Origin of the sequence: Mesorhizobium sp. PUT5, from assembly GCF_052216645.1 — a bacterium.
Taxonomy (GTDB): Bacteria; Pseudomonadota; Alphaproteobacteria; order Rhizobiales; family Rhizobiaceae; genus Mesorhizobium.
On sequence record NZ_JBQOSO010000003.1, the window covers coordinates 1,112,398 to 1,125,032 of the forward strand.

Here is a 12,635-nt window from a genome sequence, read left to right on the forward strand (position 1 = left end):
CTTCTGCTACCGCTGCGGCGGGGTTCATTTCACGGCAGGATGCAGATGCGGGTGCTGGTCGTCCAGAACTACAAGAATACCGACCTGGGCCAGATCGGCACGGCGCTCGCGGAGGCGCAGGCCGAGATCGACCTGCGCCGCGCCGATCTCGGCGCGGAACTGCCCGCGGACCCGTCCGGCCACGACGCGCTGGTCATGCTGGGCGGCGGCCAGAACGCGCTGGCCGACGACGAATATCCCTATTTCCCGGCGCTGCTGGACCTGGCGCGCGACTTCACGGCGGCCGACAAGGCTGTGCTGGGCATCTGCCTCGGCAGCCAGTTGCTGGCCCGCGCCTTCGGCGGCGAAAACAGGGTCGGCGGCGCCACCGAATTCGGCTGGCACGCGGTGTCGCTCACCGAGGCGGCGAAGGCCGACCCGGTGCTGGGGGCGCTGCCGCAGCGCTTTCCCATCTTCCAGTGGCACGACGACACCTATTCGCTGCCGCCGCAGGCGGTGCGGCTGGCCTCCAGTCCGGTGGCCGAGAATCAGGCCTTCCGCGTCGGCCGTGCCGCCTATGGCTTCCAGTTCCATTTCGAGGCCGACCAGCCGCTGGTGCGGGGGTGGAGCGTCTCCTTCGCGGCGATGATCGGGGCGCGCCATCCCGACTGGAGCGACAGGCTGGAGGCCGAGGCGGCCCGCCATGGCGAAGAGGCGGATGCCGCGGGCCTGGCCATCGCGCGCGCCTGGGTGGCGGCCGTCTGAAATCGCCGTTCTGCGACCGCCACCGTGGCAGATTTGGCACGCTGCCGCGGAACCTCCTGTGGACGCCGTTTTCGGTCTTGGATTGTGTCCGTGCCTTGCCCTAGAAGGCGCCGGCTTCGCATCGGCAATGCAACAGGATCCGCCCGTTTTCGCGGCTGCGCGACACAGGACCGATACGAAGCGCAGGTAGAAGCGCGAAGCCGAAACTTTGTCGCGACTTGTTCGTTTCAACGCATTGGTAACCGTGCCCGTGCATAGTGAGCAGACCAACCCGAGATGACCTTCGTGAAAGCAGCACTTCTGTCCTTCGCCATGCTGGCCGCCATCGTGCTGTGGGGCACGGGCATCTATTCGGCCGACGCCGCCAACGACCACAATGCCGTCGACGGCTACGGCGTCACCTCTTCGCTGCGCTGATCCGCGCCACCCACCGCCCGACCTTACCGTGCCTGGCTGAAATTCACGCCGGCTGCGCTTCCTGCGGCCGGTGCAGCATGTCCTTGCTAACCTGGGTGATGTCGCGCTTGCCGCACAGCGCCAGCGTGATGTCCAGCTCCTTGCGGATGATCTCCAGCGCCTTGGTCACGCCGGCCTTGCCGCCCGCGCCGAGGCCGTAGAGGAAGGGCCGGCCGATATAGGTGCCCTTGGCGCCCAGGCACAGCGCCCGGAGCACGTCCTGGCCGGAGCGGATGCCGCCGTCCATGTGCACTTCGATGCGGTCGCCCACCGCATCGGCGATCCGTTCCAGCACCGAGATGGAGGAAGGCGCGCCGTCGAGCTGGCGACCGCCATGGTTGGAGACGATGATGGCGTCTGCGCCGGTCCTGGCCGCCATCTCGGCATCCTCCTTGTCGAGGATGCCCTTCAGGATCAGCTTGCCGCCCCAGCGCTCCTTGATCCACTCCACGTCCTTCCAGGAAAGCTGCGGGTCGAACTGCTCGTTGGTCCAGGACGACAGCGAGGCGAGGTCGCCGACGCCCTTGGCGTGGCCGACGATGTTGCGGAAGGTGCGGCGCTGCGTGCCCAGCATGCCCATGCACCAGCGCGGGCGGATCGCCATGTCGAGGATGTTGGGCAGCGTCAGTTTCGGCGGCGCCGACAGGCCGTTGCGCACGTCCTTGTGGCGCTGGGCCAGGATCTGCAGGTCGAGCGTCAGCACCAGCGCCGAGCATTTGGCCGCCTTGGCGCGGTCGATGAGGTTGATGACGAAATCCTTGTCGCGCATGACGTAGAGCTGGAACCAGAACGGCTTCTTCGTCACCGAGGCCACGTCCTCGATCGAACAGATGCTCATGGTCGACAGCGTGAACGGCACGCCGAACTCCTCGGCCGCCTGCGCCGCCAGCATCTCGCCGTCGGCATGCTGCATGCCGGTCGAGCCGGTCGGCGCCAGCGCCACCGGCATCGCCACCTTCTCGCCGATCATGGTCGAGGCGAGCGAGCGGTTGGTCATGTCCACCATCACCCGCTGGCGCAGCTTGATCGCGGAAAAGTCCTCCTCGTTGGCGCGGTAGGTGCTTTCCGTCAGCGCGCCGGAATCGGCATACTCGAAGAACATCTTGGGCACGCGGCGGCGCGCCTGCTGCTTGAGGTCGTCGATGGTGAGAAGCATGCCCATGTGCGCTGTTCCTGGTTTGCCGGCCGTCATCTCGCGGCCTATTCGTTGCCTTTGTTTGCGGGTGCCGGTTCCTTGCCGCCACGCTGCCTGAGCCGAAGCCGCGAGACGCGCTGCCAGTCGCCGGTGCGCTCGGCTTCCGCCATGGAGCGCTCGACATAGGTGATGTGGTCCATGGCCGCCTTGCGTGCCGCTTCCGCGTCGCCGGCCTTCACCGCCGCATGGATGGCGCGGTGCTGGGCAAGCAGCTCTTCGCGCGCGCCGGGCAGCGCGAAGACCAGCAGCCTGTTCTGGAACACACCTTCGGAAAGCAGCCTGTAGCAGGAGCGCAGCGTGTGCAAAAGGATGATGTTGTGCGCGCACTCGCCCACCGCATGGTGGAACTCGACGTCGATCTCGGCCTCGGCCTCGAAGTCGCCGCTGCGGTGCGCGGCGTCCATGCGCTCCATGATGCCGTCGAGCAAAGCGAGGTCGTCGGCGGTGGCGCGGCGCGCGGCATATTCGGCGGCCACGCCCTCGATCTCGCGGCGGTATTCCAGATAGTCGCTCGCCGCCTTGCGGTGGCGGGAAATCAGCTCCATCACCGGCCTGGAGAAGACCTGGCCGATCACGTCGGCGACATGGCTGCCGCCACCGTGGCGCGTCACCAGCAGGCCGCGCGTCTCCAGCACCTTCAGCGCGTCGCGCAGGATCGGCCGCGACACCTCGAACTGCCGCGACAACTCCCGCTCGCCGGGAAGACGGTCGCCGGTGCGCAGCACGCCCTCCAGGATCAGGCTCTCGATCTGCCCGACCACCTCGTCGGCCGTGCGCGAATGATCGATCCTGGAGAAGATGTCGTTCAACGGAGTGCCCGAAAGTGGCTCGAATGCAGGATATTGCCGGACAGAATAATGGCTTTCCGGACAACTGGTCAAATTAATTATCCAGTTTTGAAGGGATTTCCCCGCGTCCCGCCCGGCGGCGGCGGCGGTCGACGCCGCACTTCCCGTTTGCGTCTCGCCCCGATCGGCCCTAGAGCACTGCGCTGCAGGCAAGCAAAGCCGGGGAAAAACCGTGTCGGACGATCCGTCCAGCCTCGAATTCCGGCCCCGCGCCACCGGCGCGGTCATGGGCTTTCCGGCGCATGACGGCCGACCTGGCGCGCTCGGCGAAGTCCATGCCCGGCCGCATCCGCTGGTGGCGGCGCCGCGGGCGCTGATCCAGCTTTCCTTCATGACCGAGGGCGGCTCCGGCGTCGACCAGGCCGTGCTGACCGAGTTGTCGATGCGGCTCGGCATCGCCGCGCCCGACAGGCAGGCGCGCCATCACGCCATGAAGTGGGGCAACGGCTCGCTACGCTGGGAGCGCCACACCGAATTCTCCACCTATCTGTGGGAAGGGCCGCTGGCCGAGGAACGCGGCGGCATGCCGGAGGATTCGCCATTTGGCAATGGCTTCTCGCCACCCGGAACGGTCATTTCCGGCATCCGGCTGGAAATCCGCAAATGGAGCCCGGCGACCGAACGGCAGATTGCGGGCTTCGACCCTACCAGCCTGTGCTATTCGCTGGTCGAGCACGGTAATGCGGCCATCGTCACCGATTTCCGCCAGGACGGCGACGGCCTGACGCGCATGCTGATCCTCGACCGCGGGCTGACGCCGGCCCGCACCGGCGCGCTGTCGCAGCGCCTCGTCGACATCGAGACCTATCGCACGCTGGCTATGCTCGGACTGCCGCTGGCGCTGTCGCTGTCGGGCCGGGTGCGCCGCATCGAGGACCGGCTGGCCGCCATCACCCGCGAGATGAAGGCGGTGGAAACCCGCGACAGCCAGACGCTGCTTGCCGACCTCACCGAGCTTGCCGCCGAGCTGGAGGCGGACGCCGCCGCCAGCCTCTACCGCTTCGGCGCCAGCCGCGCCTATGACGGCATCGTCGGCGAGCGTCTGGAAGCGCTCGGCGAGGAGGCGGTGCCGGGCTACGACACCTGGTCCGGCTTCCTGCAGCGGCGCGTTGCCCCTGCCATGCGCACCTGCCGCTCGGTGGAGGAGCGCCAGGCCAATCTGTCGCGAAAGCTCACCCGGGCCACCACGCTGCTGCGCACCTGGGTCGATGTCGAGGTGGAGAAGCAGAACCGCGACCTGCTCGCCTCCATGAACAACCGCGCCCGCTTGCAATTGCGGCTGCAGCAGACGGTTGAGGGGCTGTCGGTCGCCGCCGTATCCTACTATGTCGTCGGCCTGGTCGGCTATCTCGCCAAGGGTGCGGCCGTGTTCGGCCACGCAATCGCCCCGGAAACGGCGACCGCCGCCGCGGTGCCGGTGGCCGTGCTTCTGGTCTGGTGGGGCGTGCGCCGGGTGCGCCGCCAGCACGCCGAACCCGGCAAGCCGGCGGGAGAGTAGCCGCAGCGTCACATTGCCGCTGCGTATGGGGCGCGGGCGCGGCGGCTCGCCTGCCGCCGAAGCGGCATTTACAAGACCCGCGGGCAACTGGTAAATGCTTTTTACCAGTTTCAAAAACGGGAGGCGCCCATGTCCGGTCTCGTCATGCCCAAGCCCGATGAGCGGACCCTGGCGCGCCGTCAGGAGATCGTCGCGGCGCTGCGCGCCATCGTGCCCGGCGAGGGCGTGGTCAACGCGGTCACCGAAATGCGCGCCTTCGAGAGCGACGGGCTCACCGCCTATCGCCAGTTGCCGCTGGTCGTGGTGCTGCCGCAGACCGTGGCGCAGGTCGCGAAAATCCTGAAATATTGCGACGACCACGGCATCCGCGTCGTGCCGCGTGGCTCGGGCACATCCTTGTCCGGCGGGGCGCTGCCGCTGGAAGACGCGGTGCTGCTGGTGATGAGCCGCTTCAACCGCATCCTCGAGATCGATTTTCCCAACCGGGTGGTCGTGGCCCAGCCGGGCGTCACCAATCTCGGCATCACCAATGCCGTGGAAGAGGAGGGTTTTTACTACGCGCCAGACCCGTCGTCGCAGATCGCCTGTTCCATCGGCGGCAACGTGGCGGAGAATTCCGGCGGCGTGCACTGCCTGAAATACGGGCTCACCACAAACAATGTGCTGGGCATCGAGATGGTGCTGATGAACGGCGAGGTGGTGCGCCTAGGCGGCAAGCATCTGGACGCGGAAGGCTATGACCTGCTGGGCGTCATGACCGGCTCGGAAGGGCTGCTGGGTGTCGTCACCGAGGTCACGGTGCGAATCTTGAAGAAGCCCGAGACGGCGCGCGCGCTCCTGATCGGCTTCCCGACCAGCGAGCAGGCCGGCCAGTGCGTGGCCGACATCATCGGCGCCGGCATCATCCCCGGCGGCATGGAGATGATGGACGGCCCCGCCATCCGCGCCGCCGAGGATTTTGTCCGCGCCGGCTATCCGCTGGACTGCGAGGCGCTGCTGATCGTCGAGCTGGACGGCCCGGCGGTGGAGGTCGACCACCTCATCGGCCAGGTGGAGGCCATCGCCATCCGCAACGGCTCCACCACCTGCCGCATCTCGGCGAGCGAGGAGGAGCGGCTCGTCTTCTGGGCCGGGCGCAAGGCGGCGTTCCCGGCGGTGGGGCGCATCTCGCCCGACTATTACTGCATGGACGGCACCATTCCGCGCAAGGAACTGCCGAAGGTGCTGCATGGCATGCGCGAGCTGTCGGAGAAATACGGGCTCGGCGTCGCCAACGTCTTCCACGCCGGCGACGGCAACCTGCACCCCCTCATCCTCTACGACGCCAACATTCCGGGCCAACTGGACAAGGCGGAAGCCTTCGGCGCCGACATTTTGCGGCTGTGCGTCAAGGTGGGCGGCGTGCTGACCGGCGAGCACGGCGTGGGCGTGGAAAAGCGCGACCTGATGCCGGAAATGTTCAACGAGATCGACCTCGACCAGCAGATGCGGGTCAAATGCGCCTTCGATCCCAACCATCTGCTCAACCCCGGCAAGATGTTCCCGCAACTGCGCCGCTGCGCGGAACTCGGCCGCATGCATGTGCATCGCGGGCAGGTGGCGTTCCCGGACATTCCGAGGTTTTGAGAATGGTTGCAGATACCTCTCACCGCCTCGCTTCGCTCGGCATCTCTCCCCTGAAGGGAGAGGAACCCAAGCTGGAAGAACGCGGCGCTGCGGCCGCGTTTCCTCTCCCCTCTGGGGAGAGGTGCCGAGCGCAGCGAGGCGGAGAGGGGATGAAGACACGAAAGCGGGAGAAGGGGATCAATGAACGGGCGCGCTCGCTGCGACAGGGCGACAACATGGCGGAAGCCATCCTGTGGAATGAACTGAAGGCCAAAAGGCTGGGCGGATATAAATTTGTGCGCCAGATGCCCATAGGGCCATATTTTGCAGATTTTGTTTGCCGCAGTCGGAAGCTCGTCGTCGAATTGGACGGTAGTCAGCACGCCGACAGCGCCTACGACAGGCGACGCGACGAAATCATGCGCGCCCAAGGGTACTCCGTCATAAGGTTTTGGAGCGCCGACCTTTCGAAGGATATTGCGGGTGTTTGTGAAACCATCCTCGCTGCCCTCGACGGGGAACTGCGTGAAGATACGCTTGCCTTGGATTTGCGGTTCGTTTTTGCCAAAGCGCACGAAAAGAGTGAAGGCAGCCCCGAATGATCGCCCCCTCTCCGCCTCGCTGCGCTCGGCACCTCTCCCCCATTTTCATGGGGGCGAAGAACCCAAGTTTTGAAAAGCCGCGACTTTGGCGAGTGCAGGTTCCTCGCCCCTGCGAAGCGGGGGAGAGGTGCCGAGCGCAGCGAGGCGGAGAGGGGGCGCTTTGCGCGGCTGTATGCCCATGACCATTTTCACCCCCGCTACCGCCGAGGAGGTTCTTGCCGCCGTGCAATGGGCCGTGGCGCAGGAAGAGCCGCTGGAAACGATCGGCCACGGCTCGCGGCGTGGCGTCGGCTGTCCCGTGCAGGCCGCCCACACGCTCGACCTGTCGCACCTTTCCGGCGTGACGCTTTACGAGCCGGCCGAACTGGTGCTGTCGGCGCGGGCCGGCACGCCGCTGGCCGAGATCGAGGCGCTGCTTGCCGAACACGGCCAGCAACTCGCTTTCGAGCCGATGGACCACGGCCCTCTGTTCGGCCAGGCGCCGGGGCGCGGCAGCATCGGTGGCGCACTTGCCGCCAACCTCTCCGGCCCGCGCCGGTTGAAGGCGGGCGCGGCGCGCGACCATATCCTCGGCATCCATGCCGTGTCGGGCCGGGGCGAGGCGTTCAAGTCTGGCGGGCGCGTGGTCAAGAACGTCACCGGCTACGATCTCTCCAAGGTCATGGCCGGCTCCTGGGGCACGTTGGCGGTCGTCACCGACGTGACCTTCAAGGTGCTGCCGGCGGCCGAGACCGAGACCACGCTGGCCGTGCGCGACCTGCTCGACGACCTGGCAGTGGCGGCGATGAGCCTGGCCCTCGGCTCCAGCGCCGAAGTGTCGAGCGCCGCGCACCTGCCTTATCCGGCGGTGGCGAAGCTGGCGGGCGGCAGCCTCGGCAACAGGCCGGCGACGCTGCTGCGCGTGGAAGGTTTCGGTCCGTCCGTCGCCGCGCGCCTTCAGACGTTGAGAGGCCTGCTGAAGAATGCGGGTTCGCTGGAAGAGATTTCCGGCGATGCCTCGCGGCAGCTATGGCGCGAGCTGCGTGACTGCGTGCCGTTTGCCGGCGGGGGCGACAAGCCGCTCTGGCGGGTTTCCATGGCCCCTTCGCAGGCGCACCACATGGTAATGGCGCTGCGCATGCAGGCGCCGGTCTCGACCTTCTACGACTGGCAGGGCGGGCTGGCCTGGCTTTCGATGGAAGGCGGCGAGCCGGAGGCCGAGCTGCTGCGCGCGTTGGTGAAGAAATTCGGCGGCGGCCATGCCACGCTGGTGCGCGCCGGCGCCGAGCAGCGCGCCGCCGTATCGCCCTTCGAGCCGCAGCCGCCGGCGCTCGCCGCGCTTTCCGCACGGCTCAAGGCGGAATTCGACCCCAGGAACATTCTCAATCCTGGGCGTCTGGCGCCGGCTTCGGCATCTGCTAGTTTGCCGCTCGTCGAAACCTTTGGGGGGATATCATGAGCGACATCAACAATGGCCCGATCGTGCCGCGCGAGACCGATCGCTGGCTTTCGCCCGGGCGTACGAACGCGCAACTTGTCTACATTCTTTATCTTGCCGGCTTCGTGATCGGCATAAGCAGCCTGATCGGGCTGGTGATGGCCTATATCAACCGGGGCAAGTCCGAGGCCTGGGTGGACACCCACTACACCTTCCTGATTCGCACGTTCTGGATCGGGCTGCTCTACGGCCTCATTTCCTGCCTGCTGATGCTGGTCGCCATCGGGTTTCTGCTGGTGTTCGTGACGGTCGTGTGGGTCATCGCCCGTTGCATCGTCGGCCTGCAGACGGTTTCGCGCGGCGAGCCGATCGCAAACCCGCAAAGCTGGCTTCTGGGTCGTTAGGGAACAGCCGTGCAGACCAATTTCACGCCCGCCCAGCTCGCCGACCCGCATGTTGCGGAATCGGAAAAGATCCTGCGCAAATGCGTGCATTGCGGCTTCTGCACCGCCACCTGCCCGACCTATGTGACGCTGGGCAACGAACTGGACAGCCCGCGCGGGCGCATCTACCTCATCAAGGACATGCTGGAGAACGGCCGCGCCGCCGACAAGGAAACGGTCACCCATATCGACCGCTGCCTGTCGTGCCTGGCCTGCATGACCACATGCCCCTCGGGCGTGCACTACATGCATCTGGTCGACCACGCCCGCGCCCATATCGAGCAGACGTATCGCCGGCCCCTGCCGGACCGGCTGGTCCGCACCATGCTGGCCTTCGTGCTGCCCTATCCGGCGCGTTTCCGCGCGGCGTTGAAGCTGGCGAAGCTCGGCCGCCCCTTCGCTGGCCTGATGGAAAAGATGCCGGCGCTGAGGCCGGTTGCCACGATGCTGAAGCTGGCGCCTAAATCGGTGCCGGTGGTGGCCAAGCCTGCCGGCCGCGCCGCGCAGGCAACGCAAAAAGGCCGCGTGGCCCTGCTCACCGGCTGCGCGCAGTCGGTGCTGGACCCCGGCACCAACGAGGCCACCGTCTCCCTGCTTTCGCGCCTCGGCGTCGAGGTGGTGCTGCCGCAAGGCGAAGGCTGCTGCGGCGCACTGGTCCACCATATGGGCCGCGAGGAGGAAGCCCTTGCCTTCGCCCGCCGCAATGTCGATGCCTGGACGCGCGAGATCGAGCAGGGCGGGCTGGATGCCATCATCATCACCGCCTCGGGCTGCGGCACCACCGTCAAGGATTACGGCTTCATGCTGCGGCTCGACCCCGCCTACGCACAAAAGGCGGCGAAGGTGTCGGTGCTGGCCAAGGATATCACCGAGTATCTTTTCACGCTCGACATGCCCGCGCCGGCGCGCGCACCCGGCACGGTGGTGGCCTATCACTCGGCCTGCTCCATGCAGCACGGCCAGAAGATCACCCGCCAGCCGAAGGAGCTACTGGCGCGCGCCGGCTTCGTGGTGAAGGAGCCGCGCGAGGGGCATCTGTGCTGTGGCTCGGCCGGCACCTACAACATCCTCCAGCCGGAGATTTCGGCGCAGTTGCGCGACCGCAAGGTGAAGAACATCGAGGCGACCGGGGCGGACATCGTCGCCACCGGCAATATCGGCTGCATCACCCAGATCGCATCCGCCGCGAAGCTGCCGGTGGTGCACACGGTCAAGCTGCTCGACTGGGCCTATGGCGGGGAACGGCCGGAAGGGCTGCCGAAAAGCGCTCGATAAAGCAGAAAGGGCAGCCCTTGGCTGCCCTTTCGCGACCGGCCATGTCCCAACACGGCCCGTCCCCCGTTGTTCTCGGGAATCGCCGGCGCAGATTATATCACCTCCACCGTGGTGCCAACTGCCACGCGCTCGTAGAGGTCCACCACGTCCTCGTTGCGCATGCGGATGCAGCCGGAGGACACGGCGCCGCCGATTGTCCAGGGCTGGTTGGTGCCGTGAATGCGGTAGAGCGTCGAGCCGAGATAGAGGGCGCGCGCACCGAGCGGATTGTCCATGCCCCCGGCAACATAGGCGGGCAGGTATTTGCCCTTGGCCTTTTCCCGCGCGATCATCTCGGCCGGCGGGCGCCAGTCGGGCCATTCGCGCTTGGAGGAAACCTTGTGGGTGCCGGCCCATTCGAAGCCCGGCTTGCCGGTGCCGACGCCGTAGCGCCGCGCCTTGCCGTTTTCCTCCACCAGATAGAGGAAGTTCTGCCGCGTATCGATGACGATGGTGCCCGGTTTCTGCGGGCCGTCATAGGCCACTTCCTGCGGCAGGTAGATCGGATCGATCTGCCGGCGGGCCTGCTGCTTGGCCGCCGGCCGGGCGACCGCCGCCGTGCGTGTGCGGTCCGGCAGGGCCTGGCGCTGCGGCGCCGCCATCGCCCGGCCCACGGACGGGGGCGCCTGCACCTGCCGGCTCACGCGGCGCGGCGCATCGGGAGCGCCGCCGAGCTGCAACACCCAGGGGGCGGAAAGGTCCGGGCTCACCAGAACCGGCGGGCGCTCGGCATAGCGGTCGTTGGCGGCGGCGGAGGCGGTTGCCGCGAGCACCGCCGCGCCGAGCAGGGGGAAGAAGAAAGGTTTCATCGCAACGCACTCTCACGCTTGATCGTCACGCGCCGGAAACGGGTGGCGCTTCCGGCTTCGGCGTGCAGGTTCGCGCGCAGCGGCAACCGAATCGTGAATCGCGGATACGTAAAATGCCGTCTTTGGCGGAAAGCTTTCGGTGTGGTTATCGTGCGGTTCAGGAATCTGGTAAAGCCGCGGTAAAGCAGGGCCTGCGGGCGTTAACGAAGGAAACGAGATGAGCCACGACGGCCTAATCGCCGGCCCCGACGGAGCCACCCGCTGCTTCTGGCACGCCAACCTGCCCGACTACCTTCACTATCACGACCATGAATGGGGCCGGCCGGTGGCCGACGATCGCCGCCTGTTCGAGAAGATCTGCCTGGAAGGGTTCCAGTCCGGCCTGTCGTGGCTGACCATCCTGCGCAAGCGCGAGAATTTCCGCGAGGCCTTCGAGGGTTTCGACTTCGAGCGCGTCGCCTGCTTCGGCGAAGCCGATGTGGAGCGCCTGCTTGCCAATGCCGGCATCGTGCGCCATCGCGGCAAGATCGCCTCCACCATCAACAATGCCAAACGTGCGCGCGAACTGGCCGACGAGGCCGGCTCGCTGGCCGCCTTCTTCTGGAGTTACGAGCCAGGACCGGACCAGCGGCCGGATGTGGTGGACCTTGCCCATTTGCGCGCCAACCCGACCACGGCGGTCTCGGTCAGGCTGTCGAAGGATCTGAAGAAGCGCGGCTGGAGCTTCGTCGGGCCCACCACGGTCTATGCCTTCATGCAGGCCATGGGGCTGGTCAACGACCATCTCGAGGGCTGCGTGTGCCGCGCCGAGGTGGAGGCCGAGCGCCGGTCCTTCAAGAGGCCGGCCTGACCCGCCGGGTCGAATCGGATACCTCCGGCGGGCATGAACGAGATGAGGACCGCACCTTGACGATTACGATGTACGGCATTCCCAATTGCGACACGATCAAGAAGGCGCGCACATGGCTGGAGGGTCATGGCGTGGACTACGCCTTCCACAATTACCGGGAGCAGGGACTGGAGGCCGCAAGGCTGGACGGCTGGGTGGAAAGCCTCGGCTGGGAAGTGCTCCTGAACAAGTCGAGCGCCACGTTCCGCGCGCTCTCCGATGCCGACAAGCAGGAACTGGATGCGGCCAAGGCGAAGGCGCTGATGCTGGCCAACCCCACGATGGTCAAGCGGCCGGTGCTCGACCTCGGCGACCGCCTGCTGGTCGGCTTCAAGGCGGATGCCTATGCCGCGGCACTGGAAAAGGCGTAGATGACCTTCCTCATCCTCGCTCCGCTCGGCTCCGCCCTGGGATGACGAGGGGAGAGGCGGTCTACTTCATCTCGTTGAGATAATCCGCCAGCGCGACGGCGTTGTTGTAGCGTTCCTCATGTGCGCCGTAGAGCAGCGTCACGCGGCCGTGCTCCAGCAGGCTGGCCAGTTCGCGCAAGGGCTCCTGCTTGTCCGCAAGCTCTTCGCGGTAGCGCTTGCGGAACTCCTCCCAGCGCTCCGGCTCGTGGCCGAACCATTTGCGCAGTTCGGTGCTGGGAGCGATGTCCTTCAGCCACAGTGTCAGCGCCGCCTTGTCCTTGGTGATGCCGCGCGGCCAGACCCGGTCGATCAGCACGCGCTGGCCGTCCGCCCTTGCCGCGGGCTCGTAGACCCGCTTCACTGCAATGTCATAGGCCATCGCCGCCCTCCCTGGCGCCGGCCGGC

The 12,635-nt window shown here is 66.8% G+C and carries 14 protein-coding genes; 10 read left to right on the top strand and 4 right to left on the bottom strand.

Annotated features, from left to right (window positions below):
- Positions 1-45 precede the first annotated feature (45 nt).
- Positions 46-744: a type 1 glutamine amidotransferase gene (locus tag ACTDI4_RS06885; RefSeq protein ID WP_442840439.1), complete on the top strand. Its 699-nt coding sequence runs from the start codon at positions 46-48 to the stop codon at positions 742-744.
- A gap of 285 nt (positions 745-1,029) precedes the next feature.
- Entirely contained in the window at positions 1,030-1,161 is a 132-nt protein-coding gene (locus tag ACTDI4_RS06890; RefSeq protein WP_442843439.1) for a hypothetical protein, read from the top strand.
- A 43-nt stretch (positions 1,162-1,204) separates the two neighbouring features.
- Here ACTDI4_RS06890 and ACTDI4_RS06895 read toward each other — a convergent pair whose 3' ends face one another.
- Together ACTDI4_RS06895 and ACTDI4_RS06900 are read right to left on the bottom strand one after the other, a co-directional pair.
- On the bottom strand, positions 1,205-2,362 hold the full coding sequence (locus ACTDI4_RS06895) for an alpha-hydroxy acid oxidase (RefSeq protein WP_442840440.1): 1,158 nt from the start codon (positions 2,360-2,362) through the stop codon (positions 1,205-1,207).
- 38 nt (positions 2,363-2,400) lie between these two features.
- Positions 2,401-3,204, bottom strand: a complete 804-nt coding sequence (locus ACTDI4_RS06900) for a FadR/GntR family transcriptional regulator (protein WP_442840441.1) — start codon at positions 3,202-3,204, stop codon at positions 2,401-2,403.
- A 211-nt stretch (positions 3,205-3,415) separates the two neighbouring features.
- On the opposite strand from ACTDI4_RS06900, the gene ACTDI4_RS06905 reads away from it, so the two are divergent.
- From ACTDI4_RS06905 to glcF, 6 genes are all read left to right on the top strand, one after another.
- Complete coding sequence (locus ACTDI4_RS06905; RefSeq protein ID WP_442840442.1) at positions 3,416-4,741, top strand: DUF3422 family protein; 1,326 nt, start codon at positions 3,416-3,418, stop codon at positions 4,739-4,741.
- Positions 4,742-4,870: 129 nt separating this feature from the next.
- A complete protein-coding gene (locus tag ACTDI4_RS06910) occupies positions 4,871-6,367 on the top strand; it encodes an FAD-linked oxidase C-terminal domain-containing protein (RefSeq protein ID WP_442840443.1) in 1,497 nt (498 codons plus the stop codon).
- A 149-nt stretch (positions 6,368-6,516) separates the two neighbouring features.
- Positions 6,517-6,948 (top strand): endonuclease domain-containing protein, encoded by a 432-nt coding sequence (locus ACTDI4_RS06915; protein ID WP_442840444.1) that lies wholly within the window; start codon positions 6,517-6,519, stop codon positions 6,946-6,948.
- A 178-nt stretch (positions 6,949-7,126) separates the two neighbouring features.
- Positions 7,127-8,386 carry a glycolate oxidase subunit GlcE gene (gene glcE / locus ACTDI4_RS06920; RefSeq protein WP_442840445.1) on the top strand — a complete coding sequence of 420 codons (1,260 nt, stop codon included), beginning with the start codon at positions 7,127-7,129 and terminating at the stop codon, positions 8,384-8,386.
- Positions 8,383-8,769 (top strand): DUF4870 family protein, encoded by a 387-nt coding sequence (locus ACTDI4_RS06925; RefSeq protein WP_442840446.1) that lies wholly within the window; start codon positions 8,383-8,385, stop codon positions 8,767-8,769. Before glcE ends, ACTDI4_RS06925 begins: the two co-directional genes overlap by 4 nt.
- A 9-nt stretch (positions 8,770-8,778) precedes the next feature.
- Positions 8,779-10,083, top strand: a complete 1,305-nt coding sequence (gene glcF, locus ACTDI4_RS06930; protein WP_442840447.1) for a glycolate oxidase subunit GlcF — start codon at positions 8,779-8,781, stop codon at positions 10,081-10,083.
- 92 nt (positions 10,084-10,175) lie between these two features.
- Here glcF and ACTDI4_RS06935 read toward each other — a convergent pair whose 3' ends face one another.
- Positions 10,176-10,931, bottom strand: a complete 756-nt coding sequence (locus tag ACTDI4_RS06935; protein ID WP_442840448.1) for a L,D-transpeptidase — start codon at positions 10,929-10,931, stop codon at positions 10,176-10,178.
- 217 nt (positions 10,932-11,148) lie between these two features.
- Here ACTDI4_RS06935 and ACTDI4_RS06940 point away from each other — a divergent pair, with 217 nt between their 5' ends.
- Positions 11,149-11,781, top strand: coding sequence for a DNA-3-methyladenine glycosylase I (locus ACTDI4_RS06940; RefSeq protein ID WP_442840449.1), 633 nt, complete (start codon positions 11,149-11,151; stop codon positions 11,779-11,781).
- A 56-nt stretch (positions 11,782-11,837) separates the two neighbouring features.
- Positions 11,838-12,191 carry an ArsC family reductase gene (locus tag ACTDI4_RS06945; protein WP_442840450.1) on the top strand — a complete coding sequence of 118 codons (354 nt, stop codon included), beginning with the start codon at positions 11,838-11,840 and terminating at the stop codon, positions 12,189-12,191.
- Positions 12,192-12,252: 61 nt separating this feature from the next.
- On the opposite strand, the gene ACTDI4_RS06950 is transcribed toward ACTDI4_RS06945, so the two are convergent.
- On the bottom strand, positions 12,253-12,609 hold the full coding sequence (locus tag ACTDI4_RS06950; RefSeq protein ID WP_442840451.1) for a DUF488 domain-containing protein: 357 nt from the start codon (positions 12,607-12,609) through the stop codon (positions 12,253-12,255).
- Positions 12,610-12,635 lie beyond the last annotated feature (26 nt).